Source organism: Streptomyces atratus (assembly GCF_900119365.1).
GTDB lineage: Bacteria > Actinomycetota > Actinomycetes > Streptomycetales > Streptomycetaceae > Streptomyces > Streptomyces atratus_B.
In genome coordinates this window covers 121,776-142,499 of record NZ_FPJO01000005.1, presented here as the reverse complement: position 1 = coordinate 142,499, position 20,724 = coordinate 121,776, and the positions used below count along the sequence as shown (strand labels likewise).

Sequence of the window (20,724 nt, the reverse complement as noted above, 5' to 3'; positions counted from 1 at the left end):
CGCTCAGGCCGCTGCCTCCTCCGGCGTCAGGGGAACGACCCGTACGCGGTGGAGCCGGTCACCCGTCCGCACGGCCAGCCCGTCGGCCACCGCCTGCGCGAGCCGCTGTCCGACCGCGCCCGGTGCGTGACCGCCCGTGGCCAGCCAGGCGTGCAAGGCGGAGGCGTACACGGCGGGGTCCGCGGCGGACACGCCCTCCGTATCGGTGACGGGCATCGCCACGATACGGAGCGGCGCCGCGCCACGCACCCGGACCACGCACGTGGACGGGCCGGTCACATAGGCGGCCAGGGAACAGTCCCGGTGGCGGCGGAGCACCTCGGCAGTCCAGATCGACGGGGAGCCGAAGCGCGGGTCGTCGGGTGCGCCGTCACGAAGGACGACATCGGCCAGATCCAGCTGGTCCACATCGCGGGTGTCCTCGTGGACGGCGATGTGCAGTTCGCCGTCGGGGGCCGATCCGGTCTCCGGCCGCGCTCCGGCCCACCGGCCGACCGCGATCTCTCCAGGCCCGAGCACCCGTGTCAGGACCCGCAACGGGACGGTGGCCGTTCCGGGCTCGTATCCGGGCAGCGGGAGCGGCTCCAGCGTTGCGGGCCGGCCGGGCTCCGGCACACCCATCATCGAGTAGAAGAGCTTGCGGAGCCGGGCCGCGGACTCGCCCGGCACGGAGGTGGTGAACCCGGCCGGGCCGGGCAACGGCCGGTGGCGGCCGATGAGTTCCTCGATCTGCGGCAACAGGGGCGCGTCGGGGGCGAGCCGCGGCGCCTCCCGCATGAACGCGGAGATCGGTGCGTCGGGGTCGAGGGCGTGGAGCGGCACGGCCCCCAGGAGCACGGGGGTGCCGAGGGCGGCCGCGTAGAAGGTGACGGATCCGTGGTCCCCGATCACGGCATCGGCTGCCAGCAGGGCCTGCCGCCACCCGTTCAGCGGATCGATCAGCGCCAGCCCGCCGCGCCGCGCGCGATCGAGCCAGGCACGGATCTGACCGGGGCCGTGCCCGTGCCAGATGTTGGGGTGCAGTACGGCCGCGAACCGGTATTCGTCCACGGGGAACTCGTCGGCCACGCGGTTCAGCAGGGCGGCGACGACGTCGCCCCCGTCCGGGACCTCCCCGCCGTCACCGAAGAGTGACTCGGGGTTCCAGGTCGAGTTGAGCAGGACGAGCCGCTGCCCCGGCCGGACCCCCAGCGCGCGGCGGAAGCGTTCGCGAAAGGGCCGTGCGGCAAGGATCCGGTCGTAGCAGGGGTCCCCGGCGAGCACGGCGGTCGGCGCGGCTTCGGGACAGGCGGCGCGCAGCCGTTCGTACTGCTCGGGATGGGAGAGCACGAGCACGTCCGCGACGGGAGTGCCCCGGGGCGACAGCAGCCACTGAGGCGCGAGCCCGAACACGGGCGCAGGCACCGACCCCGACCCCTGTCCGGTGTCCGGTGTCCGGTGTCCGGTGTTGCCAGCCTCTTAGTGTATCCAACACCGTGCGAGAGGATGGCCAACTGTCCTGAAAATACGTCTAGTTGGCCGCCGAAGCTGGCAGAGACGACCAGGTCCACTCCCGTCTCGACCGCCTGTTCCCACGGCAGCACCGGAACTCCGGTGTCGGCCAGCAACTCGGCGGTGCCGGCCGCGAAAGCCGATGAGCCCGTGCAGGTCATCAGCAGCTGGACCCGCAGATCGTCGTCGAAAAGGGGCAGCACGTCGAGCAGCCGGGTCGCGGCGGTCACGTTGTGCACGACGACCAGCACCCGCAGGCACTTCCCCCGCGTCGCCCACCGCGCCGCGTCGTCCCCCACCGGCACCCGCACCCACCCGGCCCGCCCGAACCCCATCCGCACGCCCCTCATCAGCCCGGGCCCGTCCGAGGCCCCCGTGCCGCCCGCGCGAGCGGCCACGACAGTCAACCAGCACGAGGCCGCACCGGCCACCGAGGGGGCGTCAGACGGCCATCGCCACCGAGGCCTTGCTCAGCGCCTCCTCGCGCGGATCGTGCGCAGCGCCCCGGCTCCGGTCGCCGAAGACGACGACCCGCAGCAACACGAACCGTCCGACCCCCGCCAGCGCGGACGCCGACAGATAGACGGACTGTGCGAGCACGGGCGAGGGATCGGGCCGTACGGCGAAGAGGCAGAGCAGCGCCCCCGTCGTGAACGCGTAACTCACGGCGACCGTCACCCCGGACTGGAGGTGGACCCCCCACCCCTTGCGCTCGCTCCGGAAGGAGATCCGCCGGTGCAACTCGGTGGCGACGGCCGTGGAGACGACGGTGACCAGTGCGTTCGCGAGGGTCATCGGGATCCGCTCGCTGAGCAGGAGGACCGCCCCGCTCGACGCCAGCCCGACCCCGCCACCGCATACGACGAATCGTACGAAGGCCGCGACGAGAGGGCGGAGGTCGCGCGTCTGCCGACGCGTTGGGGCGGTCACGGGCTGGCCTCCGGAGGCTGGAGCGGCGAACGGTGTGTCGAATCCACCCCAGAACCTACGGAGTCGGCGACGTTCGGGCGACCCGATAAACCTCGAATCCAGTGGGGGACAACCAGGAAACAACCCCGGGCCGACCACGAGAGACAGGATCCGAGACGTATCCGGCCATAAGTCTCGCCACGCCCAGGTAGGTTAAGGCCAGAGCTTGATCGTTTTCACGTCCGGAGGTCTCCATGAGTGAGCAGCAGCCGTCCGATACCCCTCCCGCCGAGCCGGTGTCGGACCGGATCGACACCACGAGGCCTCATTCCGCCCGGTTCTGGAACTACTTCGTGGGCGGCAAGGACAACTACGAGGTCGACCGCGAGATCGGTGACCAGATCAAGGCGTTCTTCCCGGGGCTCGTCGACGTGGCGGTGGCGGGTCGGCAGTTCCTGCGGCGTTCGGTGAGTCATCTGGTGGAGGACCGGGGGGTCCGGCAGTTCCTGGACATCGGGACGGGCCTGCCCACGGCGGACAACACCCACCAGGTGGCCCAGGGCATCGCGCCCGAGTCGCGCATCGTGTACGTGGACAACGATCCGCTCGTGCTGGCGCATGCCCGTGCGCTGCTGACCAGTTCCCCCGAGGGCGTCACCGACTACATCGACGCCGACCTCTACGATCCGGACGCCATCCTGGCCGAGGCGGCGAAGACGCTCGACTTCGACCGGCCCGTGGCGCTGATGCTGCTCGGCATCCTCGGTCACGCGGGCGACTTCTCGAAGGCCCGTGAGGTGGTGGGCCGGCTGATGGCCGGGCTGCCGGCCGGCAGCTACCTCGTGGTGTACGACGGGACACGCACCAGCGAGGGCATGATCGCCGCGGAGAAGGCGTACATCGAGAGCGGCGCGGTGCCGTACTACGTGCGCGAGCCCGACGAGATCGTCACGCTCTTCGACGGGCTGCGGATCCTCGACCCCGGCTTCGTCCGGCTCAGCGAGTGGCGGCCCGACGCCGACAGCGCGACCGTGTCCGCGGATGTCGACGCCTTCGGGGGCATCGGCGCCAAGGAGTGACGCGTCCCGGAGCCCGATGCCCGGATCCGGCCGCCGGACCGCGATGTCCGCGCGGTCGGCCGGACGGTTGCTGCAAGATGCTTGCAGGAAGCTGATCAGTACCAGGGGGAGTGCCATATGACAGGGTACGGATCCGGTGCGGACCGCATCGACACCACCAGGCCGCATCCCGCGCGGGTGTACGACTGGTTCCTCGGCGGGAAGGACAACTATCCCGTCGACGAGGAACTCGGCAGCCAGATCGCCGGGCTCTCACCGGACACGAAGCGCATCGCGCGCCACAACCGGTGGTTCATGCACCGCGCGATGCGGTGGCTCGCGGGCGAGGCGGGGATACGGCAGTTCCTCGACATCGGTTCCGGCATTCCCACCGAGCCCAATCTGCATCAGATCGTCCAGGGCTCGGCTCCCGACGCACGGGTCGTGTACGTGGACAACGACCCCATCGTGCTGGCCCACTCGGAAGCGCTGCTGAGCGGGAGCGCGGAAGGGGTGACGGCGTATCTCGACGCCGATGTGCGGGAGCCGGAGAAGATCCTCCGGCTCGCGGCCGATGTGATCGACTTCGACCGGCCCGTCGCGCTCTCCCTCATCGCCCTGCTGCACTTCGTAGGCGATGGAGACGGGGAAGGGGAGGGGGCGTACGCCCTGGTGGAACGGCTGGTGGAGCGGCTTCCCGCCGGGAGCTTCCTCGTGCTGTCACAGCTCACCGGTGACTTCGACCCCGAGAGCGTGGAGAAGGGCGTGGCCTCGTACGCGGCGGGCGGTGTGACGCTCGTGCCGAGGTCGCGCCGCGGCGTCGGCCGCTTCTTCGACGGGCTGGAAGTGGTGGAGCCGGGGCTCGTCCAGGTCGTCGACTGGCATCCGGAACTCAGCCTCGGCGATCTCCCGGTGGAGACGCGGCCGGTGCCGATCTACGGAGCGGTCGCCCGCAAGCCGTAGCGTGCCGGGCACATGGGCCGGGTGCCGTCCAAAGCTCGCCGCCTCGCCCGCGTCGATGCGCCGATGAGGGCGAGGCGGGGCACATCCTCATCCTTTTGGTCAGTCATGCCCAGAAAGCGGTCTCGCGAGATCGAAAAAGTGGCGAGAACGGTCGCGAACAGTGCCGAAAGGCTCACTGAATTTCCTTATAGTGAAGCCGCGTTGATCAACCGACCACCGCAACGAGCGAAGCCTTCGTCGCAGGAGATTCCGTACGATGACGACGCCCGCATCCGCGGTGCCCGAGCGCCCGTCCATGTCCCCGTCGCCCGTGTCCGGGGGCTGCCCGGCGAGTGGCGGCAAGGCCGCCGTACCGCTGAGCGGTCCCGGGTTCCACACCGAACCCCAAGTCGTCTACCGCACCATGCGGAGCGAATACGGCCCCGTCGTACCCGTCGAACTGCCCGGCGGGGTTCCCGCCTGGCTGGTCATCGGCTACCGCGAACTCCACCAGGTCACCAGCGACGGCGAGTTGTTCCCCCGGGACGTCGGGTTGTGGAACCAGTGGGGGAACATCCCCGAGGACTGGCCGCTGATACCGATGGTCGGCCGACCGATGCCCTCCATCTACTTCACCGCCGGGGCCGAGCACCGGCGCCACGCGGCGATGGTCGGGCAGGCCCTGGAGGAGGTCGAGCACTTCGAACTCCGCAGGGACTGCGAGGATTTGGCGGATCGCCTGGTCGACGGGTTCTGCGACCGCGGTACGGCGGACCTGATCGCCGACTTCGCCGTGCCACTGCCGGTGCTCGTCCTCGCCCGGCTGCTCGGATTCCCCGACGGCGACGGGCCGCGGATCGCCGACGTGCTCAGGGGCCTGGCCGACGGCGGGCCGGACGCGCAGGAGGCCCATCTCCGGTTCGGCGAACACATGCAGCGGCTGCTGGCGGCCCGCCGGGCCGCGCCCGGAAACGACGTGACCTCGCGCATGCTGGCGTACGCCGAAGCATTCACCGACGAGGAGTACGTACTCGACCTGATGGCCATCACGGCCGCGGGACACCTCACCACGGCCGACTGGATCGGCAGCTCGCTCCGGCTGATGCTCACCGACCACCAGTTCGCCGTCGCGCTCTCCGGCGGCCGGCACAGCGTCGCCGAAGCCATGAACGAGGTGCTCTGGGAGGAGGGCCCCACGCAGATCCTCGCCGGTCGCTGGGCGGCCCGCGACACCCGGCTGGGGGACCGGAGCATCCGAGCCGGGGACATGCTGCTGCTGGGCCTGGGTGCCGCCAACGCCGATCCGCACATCCGGCAGCACCTCTCGGCCTCGCCGGGGCCGTCCGGCCAGAGCGGCAACAGCGCGCATCTGGCGTTCAGTCACGGCGAGTACCGCTGCCCCTTCCCCGCGCAGGAGATCGCCGAAATCATCGCCCGCACCGGGATCGAGGTGCTCCTCGACCGGCTGCCCGATCTGGAACTATCGGTCCCCGCAAAGGAGTTGGTCCGCAGGCAGTCCGCCTTCCTGCGGGGGACGACCGCGCTGCCCGTTCGGTTCGCCCCCGTACGTCCGACAGGAGACCCGTCTTGAACTGCCCGCACGCCGCAGCCCGGGAGACCGCTTCGAACGGCGCGGCCGTCGTCATCGACCCGCTGGTCCAGGACCTGGACGGTGAGACGGCACGGCTGCGCGACGCCGGCCCGCTCGCCAGGATCGAACTGCTCGGCGTTCCGGCCCTGACCGTCACCCGGCACGCCCTCGCCCGTCAACTGCTCGTCGACCCACGCCTGGTGAAGGACCTCGACGCCTGGGGGCTCTGGCAGCGCGGCGAGGTCACCCACGAGTGGCCGCTGATCGGCATGATCGATGCCGGACGCTCCATGTTCACCGTGGACGGCGCCGAGCACCGGCGACTGCGTACCAAGACCTCCCAGGCGCTCACACCGCGCCGGCTGGAGGAGATACGCCCGGACATCGAGAAGTTCACCGAGGAACTGCTCGACGCCCTCGCCGAACAGGGCGAGAGGAGCGAGAACGGTGCGGTCGACCTCAAGTCCGTGTTCGCCCAGCCGTTGCCGATGCGGGTCGTCGGCATGCTGATGGGGGTGGACGAGGCCGAGCACCCCATGCTGATGAAGCGGTACAAGGCGTTCTTCTCCATGCTCACCCCGCAGGAGGAACGCCTTGCGCTGCTCGCCGAGTTGGACGTCTTCTACGCCGCTCTCGTGCGCGAGAGGACGGCGCGTCCGACCGACGATCTCACCAGCGCGCTCATCCTCGCCGAGGAGGGCGGTGAACCGCTCACCGAGGAAGAGGTGGTGGGCAACCTCAAGGCGATGGTGGCCGCCGGGCACGAGACCACGATCGGGCTGATCCTGAACGCCGTACGCGCCCTGCTCACCCACCCCGACCAGTTGCGCATGGTGCTCGACGGCGAGATCCCGTGGGAGGCGGTGATCGAGGAGACCCTGCGCTGGGACACCCCCACCACCCATCTGCTGATGCGGTTCGCCACAGAGGACATCCAGGTCGGCGACGACGTGATCGCGAAGGGCGAGGGAGTGGTGATCTCCTATCGCGCCATCGGCCGTGACACCGAGCACCACGGGGCCGACGCCGACGACTTCGACATCACCCGGCCGGCCCCGATCCGCCACATGACCTTCGGCCACGGCCCCCATATCTGCCCAGGGGCGGCCCTCTCCCGCGTCGAGGCCGGGATCGCCCTGCCCGCACTGTTCGGGCGCTTCCCCGGGCTGCGGGCGGCCGTCGCGGACGAAGAGGTCCGCAAGCTCCCGGTGATGACGCAGAACGACATGGAGGCCTTCCCGGTCCTGCTGCACGGCTGAGAACTGACCACCCGTCGGGCACCGTGGTCCGTGGGATTCGGCGGCACGTCCTACGGCCCGTGGCGCCCGTACGGCCGTCCCGGTCAGCCCAGCGCGTCCGCCAGCGCACTGTCCGCCGCGGCGCGCGACTCCTGCCACAGCGTGGTCACCGGCTCCCACACGTGGACTCCCTCGGGCATGCCCACGGTGGCCCCGCGGAAGGTGACGCCCAGGTGGGAGGGGTCCGCCGCCACGGACAGGCTCCCGACGACATGGCCCTCGCCGGCCGCCGGTTCCGCGGTGCGCACGGCCGCGTACGCCCGCTCGCCGCCGGCCAGTACGTAGGGTCCGCTCCCGGCGGGCGGGACGGCCTCGGCCGAGCCGTCCAGGCCCCTGAAGGTGATCGTGGGGACCCGGTCCACCACGCAGTCCCGGCCGCCGTTGTTGGTGACGCTGATCCGGGCGACGTTGCGCTGTCCGCCGGGTTCGGCGTGTACTTCGAGGGCCTTCTCCTGGCAGGTTCCGAGACGGCTCGCGGTGCCGGCGGGCGCGGCGCCGGCCGTTGCGGGGGCAACGGTGCCGGTCAGGGTCAGGGCGGCCGTGACGGAGAGCACGGGGGCGAGTGCGGAGCGGAGGCGCATGGTGTTTCTCCCGTTGGATCGACAGCCTGCGGAAGCGGCCGGACGGCCCTGTCGGCCCGTGCGGCCGACAGGGACAGTGTGAACCGTATGACCCGATCTCCGCGACAGATCGGACCCATCGGTTCGGTGTATGCGGTGCCGGGGCGGGTCCCACGCGGGGACCGGGGCGGGCCGCCCGGTGCTCGTCGAGCCGCCCTGCCCCGTGCGCCGTCAGCGTGTCCGGACCGTCGCCATCACCTCCCGGTCCGGCTGGAGCGTCAGCGAGGGCACCGGACCGATGACACCCGGGTCCACATCCAGTTCGAAGCGGCGCGCCAGCACGGCCAGGATCAGCACCGCCTCGACCATCGCGAACCGGGTGCCCAGGCAGACCCTGGGGCCGCCGCCGAACGGGAACCAGGCGTACTCCGCGATGTCGTCGCCCTTCTCCGGATCCCAGCGCTCGGGGCGGAACTCCTCCGGCTCGGGGAACCACCGCGCGTCGCGTTGTGTCACCCACTGGCTGGTCCACACCCGGGTGCCCTCCGGCATCGCAACACCGCCGATGTGCGCACCCTCCTTAGCGACACCGGTGACCAGCCAGATCGTCGGGTAGAGGCGCAGCGTCTCCTTGACCACGGACTGGGTGTACGTCAGCCGCGCGTAGTCGTCGAACTCCGGCTCCCGGTCGCCGAGCACCCGCTCCAACTCCTCGGTGAGCGCGGCGCGCACCCGCGGATTGCGGGACAGCAGGTACCAGGCCCACACCAGTGTGGAACTGGTCGTCTCGTGACCGCCGATGTACAGCGTGACCGTCTCGTCGCGTATCTCCTGGTCGGTGAGGCGCACACCGGTCTCGTCGACCGCGGCCAACAGCCGGCTCAGCAGATCGGGCCGCTCGTCCCCGCCGTCGCGATGACGGGCGACGACCCGGCCCACCTCCGCGTCGATGACCGCCGCGGCCTTCTTGATCCTGGCCCGCCCGGGAGTCGGCACCCAGTCCGGCAACAGCGCACCGATGCCGGCGAACTCCTTGCCGATCTCCTGCTGCGCCACATCCATCGCCCGGCCCATCGCCTCGGCGTCGGCCGCCGTGTCGACGCCGAAGATGGTGCGCACCGCGATCCGCTGCGTCAGCGCCGCCATCTCCCGCTTGACGTCGATGCGTTCACCGCCCGACCAGGTGTCCGCCAGCTCCACCGTGCTGCCCGCCATCGTCGCCGCGTACGACCGCACCTGCTTGGGCCGTACGGAGGGCTGCACCAGCGACCGCTTCCGCCGCCAGTCCGTGCCCCGGGCGACGACCACGCCGTTGCCCATCACGGTCCGGAAGGCGATGCCCAGGGCCGGCTGGTCGAAGGAGCGCTCCGTCTCGGTGAGCAGCTCGCCGATGCAGTCCGGATCGGCTATGTACACACAGGAGTTGGGGCCGAACCGCCAGCCCACCATGTCCCCGTGGGAGCGCAGCCGCTCGAAGAATGCGAGGGGGTTCTTTCCGAACTGCGGCAGGTTCCCGAGGAACGGCAGCCCCTTCGGGCCCGGCACGATCCTGTGGCTCCGCGGCTCGGCGACGACGGCCGGGCCGGTCTCCGTGGACATGAGAGTCTCCGCTCCTTGTGGCGCACCCGACTCGGTGCGCGGCGACCTGACTTGAGTGGTACCGCCTGCCGTGGAACATGCCATCGGCCTTGTGCGGTACGTGAGTTGTCGAGACTAGTCGCGTGGTGCCGTCCCCGGGAGCGGGCGGGCGGCAGGGGTGGCGGAGAAGAGACGCTCCGCCACCGCCGGTCGGGCCCGGGACCCGGGCCCGACCGGCGGTGCGGTTCCGCGGTGTGCCGGGCCCCGGTCCGGGGCCCGTGCCGCGAGGTGTGCGGGTCAGACGCCCGGCGGGACCCGGGACGGGCGGCCGCTGCCGCGGGTGAGGGAGTAGCCGAAGAGCGCCGCGAGCGCCCCCAGGACCCCGCCGCCGACCGTCCACAGCCAGCGGCCGGTCCACCAGCCCGAGGCCCAGCCGTCCTCGGGCTCGCTGCCGAGCGAGACCTTGGACGAGGTGTCCTCACCACCGTCCGCCGTGCCGTCCGAGGCCTGCTCGACGGAGGAAACGCCGGGCACCAGCGGCTCGGCGAGCGTACCGTCGACATCGGCGGCGCCGCCCTGGTCGGCCGCCGTGACCTCGACCTCGGTCCGTACCGGAAGGCCGAGGTCGGCCGACGGCAGATCGACGACCGTCAGGCGTACGTAGTAGCTGCCCGGCAGCGGGTCGTTGGCCCACGGCTCGGACCAGGCGCGGACGGTCCGCAGTACACAGGTCAGCTCGACCGCCGACGCGTCGGCGGCGGCCTTGCCGGTCTGGCGGCCGTACATGCAGGCCTGGCGGCGCCGCAGCCCGTCGTACACATCGACCTGCCAGGTCGACGCGCCGTGCCGGGCGGCGCTCTCGGGCAGGGTGATCTTCGCCTTGACGGTGGCCCGCTGGCCGGCGTCGGCGGGGAACACCCAGTACAGGTAGTCGCCCGTGGACGCCCCGGCGGTGGCGAGCTGGTTCTGCTGGAGGGCCGTCGCCGTACGGAAGGTGGTGCCTGCCTCGGTGGGGCCCGACCCGTCCTCGGAGGCGCTTGCGCTCGGGGAGGCCGACGGGTCGTCGGCGACCGCGGCGCCCGCCGAGGTCAGCAGGGCGAGCCCGGCGAGCAGCGCACCCGCGAACGCACGTGTCCTACGCATCATCAGTTGGTCCTCCAGACAGCGACGCGCCAGCGCGAGATCCAGCCGAAGAGCAGGCCCGCGATCAGTCCGGTGAGGATCAGCACGCCCAGCAGCCACCAGCCGCGGCCGAGACCGAACGCGGCGGCATCCGCGGCGTCGTCCGGGGCGTCCACCAGGTCCACGGTCAGCTCGACCGGCATGCCGGGCGAGGTCTTCACCGAGGCGGGGGCCGAGAAGGCGTTGGCGACCTGGAGGCACACGGTCTCGGCGGCCGGCTTGTCATCGCTGTCCGTGCCGTCCACCTCGGCCTTCGGGTAGCGCAGGCCGGAGGAGATCGCGTCCGTACGGCCGGTGCCCGACTCCGAGCCCCGCACGATCTCCCGGCCGTGCACGGTCAGCGCGCGCAGCAGCACGCCGTAGTCGTTGTTCACGGCGCGGTCGGCGAAGACGCTGACCGAGGCGCGCAGTTCCTGGCCGGGCAGCACATCGACGCGGTACCAGCGGTGCTCGCCGAACTTCTCGCGGTCGGTGTACAGGCCGGGCTTGAGCTGCGGTGCCGAGGAGCAGCTGTCCGCGCCCTCGGTCGCCACCGGGGTGACGACGGGCTCGGCGGCCCGGTCGACCAACTGCTTGACACGTCCGGAGAGTTCATCGGTGTGCTGGACCGCGGTGTACGTTCCGCCGGTGGCCTCGGCGATACAGGTCAGCTGTTCACGGATCTTCGCGTTGGGCACCAGGCCCAGGGTGTCGATGACGAGGTGGATGCCGCGGGCCGCGATGTCACGTGCGACCTCGCACGGGTCGAGCGGGCCGCAGGTGTCCTCGCCGTCACTGATCAGTACGATCCGGCGGGTGGAGTCACCGCCCTTGAGGTCGTCGGCGGCGCCCAGCAGGGCCGGGCCGATCGGGGTCCAGCCGGTGGGGGCCAGGGTGGCGACCGCGGTCTTCGCCTCGGTGCGGTCCAGCGGGCCGACCGGGTAGAGCTGCCTGGTGTCCTTGCAGCCGACCTTGCGGTCGTTGCCCGGGTAGTCGGCGCCCAGGGTCCGGATGCCGAGCTCCACCTGCTCGGGCACCGCGTCCAGGACCTCGTTGAACGCCTGCTTGGCGGCTGTCATCCGGGACTGGCCGTCGATGTCGCGGGTCCGCATGGAGCCGCTGACGTCGAGTACCAGCTCGACCTTGGGGGAGGCTTTGGCGGGGGCTTCGTCGGCGGCGGCGGGGAGCGCCGAACCGAGCCCGGCGGTCAGAGTGGCGAGCAGGATGCCCACCCCGACCGTCAGCCTTTTTCTTATGATCATCGCCGGATAGTAGTGAAGATCGCTTCGCTTCCCCAAACCGGTCCGGGGACGGCCGTGGGGCCGTCAGAAACCGCCGAGCAGCGGGCCCGAGGCCCGGTCCAGCACCGAACCGATCCGCTCCCAGGTGGCTGAATCCCTTTCCAAGGGCGGCAGTTGGGCGTCATCGCCGGTTCTCCAGCCGGTGGCGGCCGCTACCGGGTCGGCGCCGGTGGCCGCCGCCGCGGCCAGTGCGGCGGCGCCCATCGCGACCGGTTCGCCGCCGCCGGGCACGATCACGGGACGGCCGGAGAGCCGTCGTACCGTCTCTACCCAGGTCCGCCCCTGCGCGCCGCCGCCGATCAGACGCAGCGGCCGGGCGGCCACCTCGGGGTCGGCCGGGTCGAGGCCGCAGGCCCGCAGCAGTTCGTCGAGGGCGCGCAGTACGGTGACGACGGCGCCCTCGTAGGCCGCGCCGAGGAGTTGTTGCGGCGTGGTGTCGTGACGGAGCCCGGTGAGCAGGCCGGAGGCGGTGGGCAGATCGGGGGTGCGCTCGCCGTCGAGGTAGGGCAGGAGCACCGCCTCGCCGCCGGGGGACGTGTCGTCGCGGTCCAGGCCGAGCAGTGCGGCGACCTTGTCCACGGCGAGTGTGCAGTTGAGGGTGCAGGCCAGCGGGAGGTACGTACCGTCCGCCGCGGCGAAGCCGGAGAGCGCCGGTGAGGCGGGCCGGGTCCGGGAGGCGGCGAAGACCGTGCCCGACGTGCCGAGGCTGAGGACGGGGTGGTCGAGGAGCCCGGAGCCGCCCAGTCCGAGGCCGACTGCGGCGCTCATGTTGTCCCCGGTGCCGACGGCCACCGCGGTCGTGGTGGGCAGCCCGAGCGCCTCGGCCGCTTCGGCGGTCAGCGAGCCGACGCGGGTCGCGCCGGTCCGGGCCACCTCGGGCAGCAACGCGGCGTCCAGGCCGAGGAGTTCGAGGAGCTCGGGGTCGTAGGCGCCGGTAGCGGTGGAGTACCAGCCGGTGCCCGAGGCGTCGCCGGGGTCAGTGGCGGCGGTGCCCGCGAGCCGTTCGGTGAGGAAGTCGTGGGGGAGGCGCACGGCGGCGGTCGCGGCGGCGTTGTCCGGTTCGTTCTCCCGCAGCCACCGCCACTTCGACGCGGTGACGGCGGCCACCGGCACCGATCCGGTCCGCGCGGTCCAGGCGTCCGGTCCGCCGAGCGCCTCGGTGAGCCCGGCGGCCTGCGGGGCGGATCGGGTGTCGTTCCACAGCATCGCGGGGCGCACCGGGCGGCCCGACCGGTCGAGGGCGACCAGCCCGTGCTGCTGCCCGGCGATCGCGATGCCGGTCACGGCCGAAGCGGAGGCTCCGGACTCCGCGAGTCCGGCGGCGACGGCGTCGCGCAGGGCCTGCCACCACCCTTCCGGGTCGCTCTCGCGGGCCCCCGCCGTACCGCTGACGACATGCGGGGCGCGGCCGACGGCGAGCAATCGGCCGCTCTCGGCGTCGACGAAGGCCGCCTTGGTGGACTGGGTGGAACTGTCCACACCGATGACGACGGTACGCGGCGACATGAGTCCTCATTCCTGTGCTGCGTGCGGTGCGGGATTGATCGTGCACAGAACAAATTACGTCACCGAGGGCCAGCCCGACAGTGGCCCGCGGTGGGGGGTTACGTGCCGGGCGCGGTCCGTGCATCATTAGTCATGGCACTGAACAAATAAGCCCGGGTGCCTCGACCGGCCCTGGGACCGACGGCACCGAAGGCGGCCAGAGGATGACGGAACGCTTCACGCCCACCCCCGACGACAGGTTCACCTTCGGACTCTGGACGGTGGGCTGGCAGGGGCGCGATCCGTTCGGTGACGCGACCCGCGCGCCGATCGACCCGGCCGAATCCGTGCGGCACCTCGCGGAGCTGGGCGCGTACGGTGTGACATTCCACGACGACGACCTGATCCCGTTCGGCTCGACGGACGCCGAGCGCGAAGGAATCGTGAAGCGGTTCCGGCAGGCGCTGGACGCGGCCGGGCTGGTCGTCCCCATGGCGACGACGAACCTCTTCACCCACCCGGTGTTCAAGGACGGCGCGTTCACCGCCAACGACCGCGACGTACGCCGCTACGCCCTGCGCAAGACCCTCCGCAACATCGACCTCGCCGTCGAGCTGGGCGCCACCACCTATGTGGCCTGGGGCGGCCGGGAGGGCTCCGAGTCCGGCGCCGCCAAGGACGTCCGGGTCGCCCTCGACCGTATGAAGGAAGCCTTCGACCTGCTCGGCGACTACGTCACCGAGCAGGGCTACGACCTGAGGTTCGCCATCGAGCCCAAGCCGAACGAGCCGCGCGGCGACATCCTGCTGCCGACCATCGGTCACGCCCTCGCCTTCATCGAGCGCCTGGAGCGCCCGGAGCTGGTCGGCGTCAACCCGGAGACCGGACACGAGCAGATGGCCGGGCTGAACTTCCCGCACGGCATCGCGCAGGCGCTGTGGGCGGGCAAGCTCTTCCACATCGACCTGAACGGCCAGTCGGGCATCAAGTACGACCAGGACCTGCGCTTCGGCGCGGGTGATCTGCGCCAGGCGTTCTGGCTCGTCGACCTGTTGGAGACGGGCGGTTACGCGGGCCCGCGCCACTTCGACTTCAAGCCGCCGCGCACCGAGGACCTCGACGGTGTCTGGGCGTCGGCCGCGGGCTGCATGCGCAACTACCTGATCCTGAAGGAGCGCACCGCCGCGTTCCGTGCCGATCCCGCCGTGCGGGAGGCGCTGCGCGCTTCCCGGCTCGACGAACTGGCCCGCCCCACCGCGCAGGACGGCGTGGCCGGGCTGCTGGCCGACCGGTCGGCGTTCGAGGAGTTCGACGTGGACGCGGCGGCGGAACGGGGGATGGCGTTCGAGGTCCTGGACCAGCTGGCGATGGACCACCTGCTCGGGGTCCGCTGAGCTGGGGCCCGCGGGGGCGCGGGACACAGGCGGCCGGCCACGCCTTCTCACCCGGCTCCGCCGGTCGCGTGGCCCGCGTACGCCACCGGGTCGGCCAGCACCTCCGTGAGCACCAGCGCCGCCGCGCCCCGTGCCGCGTCACCCGCGACGGACGAGGCGCGCAGCCGCCCGCCGCCCGGCGACCAGAGCCCCGACACCACACGGCCGGTCAGCTCCTCGTCGGCGGGTGGCGACAGCCACGGCATCAGGTTCCGGTAGATCCCGCCGAGCACCACCGCGTCCGGGTCGAGCAGATTCACCGCCCCGGACAGCACCCGCCCCAGCATCCGGCCGGCCTCCGCGACCGCGGCCACCGCCCGTTCGTCCCCCGCCCGGGCACGCCGCTCCAGCTCGGCCACCCCTGCTCCGCCGCCCGACTCACCGACCCCGGCGGCCCGCAGGAGCGCCGCCTGTCCCGCGTACTGCTCCAGACAGCCGCGCGAGCCGCACCGGCACTCCGGTCCCTCGGCGTCCACCACCACGTGCCCGATCTCTCCGGCGAACCCATGTGCCCCGCGCAGCAGTTCACCGCCGACGACCAGGGCGCCGCCGACACCGATCTCGCCCGTCAGATAGAGGAAGCTGCGGATCGCGTCGAGCCCGCCGAACCACAGCTCGGCCAGCGCCGCCAGATTGGCCTCGTTCTCCGATCGCACCGGCAGCGCCGCACCGTCGGGACGCCCGGCGGCGAGCGCGGCGGCGAAGAGTTCATCGGCCGGAACCCGGTTCCATCCCAGGTTGGGCGCCTGGCGCACCGCACCGCCGGAAACCAGCCCTGGCAGCGCGAGTGCGACCCCCACCGGGAACAACTCCTGCTCGCGCGCCGACTCCAGGGTGCGTGCGGCGATCCCGGCCGCCCGCGCCAGGACCTCGGCCGGTGGTGCGCCGCGATTGTCGAGGTGCTCGGTGAGCCGCACCCGTCCGGTGCCTGCCAGGTCGACGACGCACACCGAGACGTAGTCGATGTTGACCTCCACGCCGAGCCCGGCGGGCCCGGTGCGTGCCACCTTGAGCGCGGTCCCGGGGCGGCCCGCCTGCCCGCTGAAGGTCTTGCCGGACTCGGTGAGGAAACCGATGCCGAGCAACTGCTCGACGAGCGAGGAGACCGCGGCCCGGGTCAGTCCCACCCGTGCGGCGACCGTGGCCCTGGTCGCCCCGCCCTCGGCCTCGTCGCGGACGGCCCGCAGCACCAGGCTGAGGTTGCTCCGGCGCACGGTGTCCTTGTCGGCCTTGGGCCCCAGCGGTGTGACGTTGCTCTTCATGTCGGAGCCGAGCCTATGCGATCCCCTGTGCGAAGCGGCGCGCCGGACCCACCGGCCGCGCGGTGCCGGGGACGGCCCGCTCACGGGGGAGGCGACCCGCCGCGAACGGACCGTCGGGGAGACCGGGCGCGGCACTCAGGCCTTCGCGCCGCGCTCCGTCAGCATGTCCGCCATGAGCGCGATCTCCGACTGCTGGCCCCGCACCATGCCCGCCGCCAGATTCCGGATCGCATCCGTGTCCGCGGAGTCGGCCGCGGCCTGAGCCATCTCGGCGCCGGCCTGATGGTGCGAGGTCATCAGCTTCAGGAACAGCACCTCGGCGTCCTCGCCCTTCGCCGCCCGCAGCTCGTCGAGCTCGGTGTCGGTCGCCATGCCGGGCATCAGCGAGCCGTCGCCCCTCGGCGTGATGGTGTGACCCATCCACTCCATGGGAGGAGCGGAGGAGGACTTCGCCCGGCCCCACATCTCCAGCCAGCCGAGCATCATGCCGCGCTGGTTGGCCTGCGTGTTGATGATGTCGTACGCGAGCCGGCGCACCGCCTCGTCGGACGTGCGGTCCCGGACGATGAACGACATCTCGACCGCCTGCTGATGGTGGATCGACATGTCACGGGCGAACCCGGCATCGACCGAAGTGTCCGAGGGGGCCGCCGAGGCGGCGGCGGAACCCCCGGCGGACGCGGAGCCCGCGGACGAGGACGGCCGTACGAGCATGAGCACGACCAGGCCCAGCGCCAGCAGCAGCACCACACCGCCGGCCAGCATCATCGGACGCGAGGAGCGGGCCGCGGACGTCACTGGGCGACCCCACCCGTGCAGGCCGCGCCGGGCTCCGGGGTCTGCGGTCCCTGCACGTACTTGGTGAAGAACTGCCCGACGCGCGCGTCGGCGGCGCCGGTCACCGTCACCTGCTTGCCCCAGGCGCTGAGCATGAGCGGGGCGGCCTGGTCCTCGACCGGGCTCATCAGCGAGTAGGGCGTCGACTCGACCCGTTCACGGAGCTTCTCGATGTCGGCCGGCTTCGCCTTGCTCGTGTACGTGACCCAGACCGCGCCGTGCTCCAGGGAGTGGACGGCATTCTCCTTCGGTATCGCCTTGGTGTAGACGTCGGCGTTGCAGTTCATCCAGATCGGGTTGTGATCGCCGCCGACCGGCGGGTTCATCGGGTAGCCGACCTTCTTCTCGACATGGTTCTGGGCGAGCTTGTCCCAGGTCCGCTCGCCCTTCACCGGCGAGGACTTGGCCTCGACCTCGGCCTTCTCCTTGTCGTCGGCGGCGGACATCAGATAGCCCCCGCCCGCGACGAGCGCCGCGACCACGGCGACGGAGACGGTGATGGTGATGATGCGGCTGCGCCGCTCGCGGGCCCGCTCCTTGCGGCGGGCCTCCTCCAGCTTGGTGCGGCGTGCGGAGGCAGAGGTGTTCTGCTGCTTGGCGGATGCCATGAAGAGTCCTTCGGTTCAACGGAAGTGAGGGAGTTGAGGGCATGCGGAGGCCGTTCCCCGGGTGTCCCGGGGAACGGGGGCCTGCCTCTAGATCCGTTGAACCTGCAGACGGAGATGGTCGACTTCCCGCACGGCGTCGTTGGACGGGCCGCGGATCGCGGCCGCGCCGGTCAGCGGGGCGACAGGAGCGGTGACGGTCGTGCCGGGAAGGGCCGCGGGTGCGCTCTGGCCCGGCAGCACGACCGGGGTCGAGTGCTCGGAGGGTCCGTGGCAGGAGCTGCCCGTGCCCCGGTCCTCGGGGGAGTCGGCCACCACGATCCGTGCGAGCGCCTGGTGCGTGGGCGTGATGGTCCGGGCGACGGTCGCCGGCCGGTCGCCGGAGGCGTGCGCGGCCGGGGCCGTGATCGAGCAGCACGAGACCATGGCGAAGAGCACGAACAGCCAGCCGGACACGGCCGACGCGCAGGTGCCCTGTGTTCGTCGGCGCGTCCCTTCGCTCAACCCGGTCATCCCGTCATCGTACGCGGTGTGTGAAGTTTCAATGAGGGGTGCAGGGGGTGGATGCCCGACACAGAGCGCGAGTGCGACCACGATGCCGTTGGTGCCGTGGCCGAGGTTCTCGCGGCTGAGCATGCCGAACCCCATCGTCGCGATCACCGCGTAGATGATCAGCCCCGCGGCGCCGACCACCGGCTCCGGAATGGCGGCGAGCAGCCGGGTGAGCGGTGTGATCAGACCGCACACGATCAGCAGCACCCCTGCACCCGCCGTGACGAACCGGCTGCGCACCCGGGTCAGCCGGACGATGCCGTTGTTCTCGGCGCTCGTCACCATCAGCGGCGTACCGAAGATCCCGGCGCCCAGCGAGGCACCAGGGTCCTCGTGGCCGGCATCGCCGATCACGTCCAGGCGACCGACGAGCAGGTGGGCTGACGGGCGGGCCGGCCGGTGCGCGATCGGCCCCGATGGCTTCCGCCCCGTGCGAAGATGCGTCCATGCCGTACCTGGTGCCGCCCCACCTCGCTCCGGGTCGCCTCGCGGACTGCGCCCAACCGGCTCTGGCCGTCGCCGACGATCTGCTCCTGCGGCCGTGGCGGCGACAGGACGCACCGGCGGTCGTCGCCGCCTTCTCGGATCCGGCGATCCAGCACTGGCATCTGCGCCGGGCCGACAGCGAGGACGAGGCGCGCGACTGGATCGAGCAATGGCAGGACGCCTGGTACAGCGAGACCGCGGCCCACTGGGCCGTCGTACGCCCCGAGGGGGCCGGCGACGGGATCGGGGAAGTGCTCGGCCGGGTCTCGCTCCGTTCCCTGGTACCGGAGATCGGTATGGCGGAATGCGCCTACTGGGTGCTGCCGGCGGCCCGCGGCCGGGGCGTGGCGCCCCGGGCCGTTTCGACGCTCGTGCACTGGGCCTTCGACGAGATCGGGTTCGAGCGGCTCGAACTCGCGCACTCCGTGCTGAACGAGGCGTCCTGCCGGGTGGCGGCCAAGACGGGCTTCGCGCTGGAGGGCACCCGGCGCCACTCCCATCTGCATGCCGATGGCTGGCACGACATGCATCTGCACGCCAGGCTCCGCGGGGACGAGGCGACCGGCTGACCGCGACGGACGCGGTGCCGGCCGTTCGCGTCGCCCCCGCGCAGCCGCGCTGCTCAGTCCCGCTCGACTCCACCTCGTTGAGCCGCGCGTACCGCTCGGGGTAGGTGCGGCGGATGCGCAGCGCCACCACGAACCCGGCCACCAGCACCACAGGCAGCGGCACCAGCAGCGCCGCGTCGACCGCAGCCGTGCGCCCGGTGAGCAGATCGGTCAGCCGCGGTCGAGCGCGCGGTCGGTGAGGGAGCCCGCGCAGCCGGTGTACCGGGCGGGGTCGGTCAGTTCGCCCAGGTCGAGACCGGCGAGTCCGGGCTCCTCGTCGAGCACGTCGGCGAGCACGTCGGCCAGGTCCGTGGTCTCCGCGCGGGCCCGGTCGGCGGCGCTGAGCAGGACTTCCTCGGCACGCCTGCGGCCGATCCGTTCGGCGAACACGGCGGCCAGCCGCTCCGAGACGATCAGCCCGTCGGTGAACTGGAGGTTCTCCCGCATGGCGTACGGGACGACGCGCAGCGCGCCGGTGAGTTCGGCGGCGTGGTGCGCGGCCCCGCCCACCAGCCGCAGCAGTTCGCGCAGCGGCTCCCACTCGGCGTGCCAGGCCCCGGCCGGCCGCTCGTCCTCGGCGGCGAGCGAGCCGTACAGCGTCGCCGCAAGCCCGGGGGCGCGACGGGCGGCCGCAGCGATCAGCGTGGCGTGCACCGGATCGGCCCGGTGTGTCATGACGGACGGATCGTCGCCCTGCCCCTCGGTGACCTCGCCGATCTCGGTACGGGACAGATTGAGCACATCGGCCGCCATCTTCCCGAGCGCACCGGCCGTGAACGCGAGCGCGCCCGCCAGATCGGCGATCGGGGTGCGCAGGGTGTGCCACGGCAACAGCGGTTCGGCGAGACCGAGTTCGCCCGCGTATGCCTGGACCAGGGGCAGCCCCGGGTCGATCCCGTCGATGTCCTCGGTGGGCGCGTACGCCTCGAAGGCGGCCAACGTGCCTGCCACGCCGCCGAGTTGTACGGGAAGCGACTCCCGTACGGCTGAGAGCCGGTCCCTCGCGTCGAGGATCAGCGACCGCCACCCCGCCGCCTTGAGCCCGAAGGTGGTCGGCACGGCGTGCTGAGTGAGCGTCCGGCCGGCCATCGGGGTGTTGCGGTGCGCGGTGGCGAGCCGCGCCACCGAGTCCGCGCTCCGCGCCAGGTCGTCGAGGAGCGGCGCCAGGGTCCGCGCGGCGACGAGCATGGCGGCCGTGTCGAGGATGTCCTGGCCGGTCGCGCCCCGGTGCACATACGGCCGGACGTCCGGCTCCACCGCGGCGGCGAGGGCCATGGCCAGCGGGACGGCCGGATCGCCGCCCGCGCGTGCGCGCAGCGCCAGGTCCCGTACGTCGAAGCGGCCCGCGTCGGCCGCCGCCGAGGTCACCGCCCGCCCCGCCTCCGCGGGGGCGAGCCCGCATACGGCCTGGGCCCGGGTGAGCGCCGCCTCGGCGTCGAGCATCGCCTGCAGCAGGGCGCTGTCGCCGGTGGCCGTCTCGGCGGGGGAGCCGGCCCGCCCGGGGGCGAGCAGTCCGGCGTCGCTCTCGTACATCGGCTGAACTCCAGGAGACCCCGGGGCCACTCGG

18 protein-coding genes are annotated in these 20,724 nt (G+C 72.1%); 6 read left to right on the top strand and 12 right to left on the bottom strand.

Features of this window, described 5'->3' with window-relative positions; all coding sequences use genetic code 11:
* Positions 1-3: 3 nt before the first annotated feature.
* Positions 4-1,404, bottom strand: a complete 1,401-nt coding sequence (locus BT364_RS11535) for a UDP-N-acetyl glucosamine 2-epimerase (RefSeq protein ID WP_256259705.1) — start codon at positions 1,402-1,404, stop codon at positions 4-6.
* A 528-nt stretch (positions 1,405-1,932) separates the two neighbouring features.
* Positions 1,933-2,421, bottom strand: coding sequence for a GtrA family protein (locus tag BT364_RS11530; protein WP_072485059.1), 489 nt, complete (start codon positions 2,419-2,421; stop codon positions 1,933-1,935).
* Between the two features lie 233 nt (positions 2,422-2,654).
* On the opposite strand from BT364_RS11530, the gene BT364_RS11525 reads away from it, so the two are divergent.
* From BT364_RS11525 to BT364_RS11505, 4 genes are all read left to right on the top strand, one after another.
* Complete coding sequence (locus BT364_RS11525) at positions 2,655-3,479, top strand: SAM-dependent methyltransferase (RefSeq protein ID WP_072485058.1); 825 nt, start codon at positions 2,655-2,657, stop codon at positions 3,477-3,479.
* 117 nt (positions 3,480-3,596) lie between these two features.
* On the top strand, positions 3,597-4,421 hold the full coding sequence (locus BT364_RS11520) for an SAM-dependent methyltransferase (protein WP_072485057.1): 825 nt from the start codon (positions 3,597-3,599) through the stop codon (positions 4,419-4,421).
* 256 nt (positions 4,422-4,677) lie between these two features.
* The gene (locus BT364_RS11510) at positions 4,678-5,991 is read left to right on the top strand and encodes a cytochrome P450 (protein WP_072485055.1); all 1,314 of its coding nucleotides are present in this window, start codon (positions 4,678-4,680) and stop codon (positions 5,989-5,991) included.
* Positions 5,988-7,250 carry a cytochrome P450 family protein gene (locus BT364_RS11505; RefSeq protein ID WP_072485054.1) on the top strand — a complete coding sequence of 421 codons (1,263 nt, stop codon included), beginning with the start codon at positions 5,988-5,990 and terminating at the stop codon, positions 7,248-7,250. The genes BT364_RS11510 and BT364_RS11505 overlap by 4 nt, the downstream gene beginning before the upstream one ends.
* An 83-nt stretch (positions 7,251-7,333) precedes the next feature.
* Here BT364_RS11505 and BT364_RS11500 read toward each other — a convergent pair whose 3' ends face one another.
* The 5 genes from BT364_RS11500 to xylB form a co-directional block, all read right to left on the bottom strand.
* Positions 7,334-7,870 (bottom strand): DUF4232 domain-containing protein, encoded by a 537-nt coding sequence (locus BT364_RS11500; protein ID WP_072485053.1) that lies wholly within the window; start codon positions 7,868-7,870, stop codon positions 7,334-7,336.
* A gap of 210 nt (positions 7,871-8,080) precedes the next feature.
* On the bottom strand, positions 8,081-9,448 hold the full coding sequence (locus tag BT364_RS11495) for a cytochrome P450 (RefSeq protein WP_072485052.1): 1,368 nt from the start codon (positions 9,446-9,448) through the stop codon (positions 8,081-8,083).
* A 276-nt stretch (positions 9,449-9,724) separates the two neighbouring features.
* Positions 9,725-10,570, bottom strand: a complete 846-nt coding sequence (locus BT364_RS11490) for a hypothetical protein (RefSeq protein WP_072485246.1) — start codon at positions 10,568-10,570, stop codon at positions 9,725-9,727.
* 2 nt (positions 10,571-10,572) lie between these two features.
* Positions 10,573-11,850, bottom strand: a complete 1,278-nt coding sequence (locus BT364_RS11485) for a VWA domain-containing protein (protein WP_072485051.1) — start codon at positions 11,848-11,850, stop codon at positions 10,573-10,575.
* Positions 11,851-11,913: 63 nt separating this feature from the next.
* Positions 11,914-13,395 (bottom strand): xylulokinase, encoded by a 1,482-nt coding sequence (gene xylB, locus BT364_RS11480; RefSeq protein WP_072485050.1) that lies wholly within the window; start codon positions 13,393-13,395, stop codon positions 11,914-11,916.
* Between the two features lie 203 nt (positions 13,396-13,598).
* On the opposite strand from xylB, the gene xylA reads away from it, so the two are divergent.
* Positions 13,599-14,768 (top strand): xylose isomerase, encoded by a 1,170-nt coding sequence (xylA, locus tag BT364_RS11475; protein ID WP_072485049.1) that lies wholly within the window; start codon positions 13,599-13,601, stop codon positions 14,766-14,768.
* Positions 14,769-14,815: 47 nt separating this feature from the next.
* Here xylA and BT364_RS11470 read toward each other — a convergent pair whose 3' ends face one another.
* The 4 genes from BT364_RS11470 to BT364_RS44120 all read right to left on the bottom strand — a co-directional run bounded on the left by BT364_RS11470 (position 14,816) and on the right by BT364_RS44120 (position 18,417).
* Positions 14,816-16,069: an ROK family protein gene (locus tag BT364_RS11470; RefSeq protein WP_072485048.1), complete on the bottom strand. Its 1,254-nt coding sequence runs from the start codon at positions 16,067-16,069 to the stop codon at positions 14,816-14,818.
* Positions 16,070-16,204: 135 nt separating this feature from the next.
* On the bottom strand, positions 16,205-16,867 hold the full coding sequence (locus BT364_RS11465; protein WP_072485047.1) for a DUF305 domain-containing protein: 663 nt from the start codon (positions 16,865-16,867) through the stop codon (positions 16,205-16,207).
* Positions 16,864-17,514, bottom strand: coding sequence for a DUF3105 domain-containing protein (locus BT364_RS11460; protein WP_072485046.1), 651 nt, complete (start codon positions 17,512-17,514; stop codon positions 16,864-16,866). Before BT364_RS11460 ends, BT364_RS11465 begins: the two co-directional genes overlap by 4 nt.
* 87 nt (positions 17,515-17,601) lie before the next feature.
* Positions 17,602-18,417 (bottom strand): solute carrier family 23 protein, encoded by an 816-nt coding sequence (locus tag BT364_RS44120; protein WP_371268578.1) that lies wholly within the window; start codon positions 18,415-18,417, stop codon positions 17,602-17,604.
* 92 nt (positions 18,418-18,509) lie between these two features.
* Between BT364_RS44120 and BT364_RS11445 the strand changes: the two genes are divergently transcribed.
* Positions 18,510-19,118: a GNAT family N-acetyltransferase gene (locus tag BT364_RS11445; protein ID WP_072485045.1), complete on the top strand. Its 609-nt coding sequence runs from the start codon at positions 18,510-18,512 to the stop codon at positions 19,116-19,118.
* A 210-nt stretch (positions 19,119-19,328) separates the two neighbouring features.
* On the opposite strand, the gene pcaB is transcribed toward BT364_RS11445, so the two are convergent.
* Positions 19,329-20,690 (bottom strand): 3-carboxy-cis,cis-muconate cycloisomerase, encoded by a 1,362-nt coding sequence (gene pcaB, locus BT364_RS11440; protein WP_072485044.1) that lies wholly within the window; start codon positions 20,688-20,690, stop codon positions 19,329-19,331.
* Positions 20,691-20,724 lie beyond the last annotated feature (34 nt).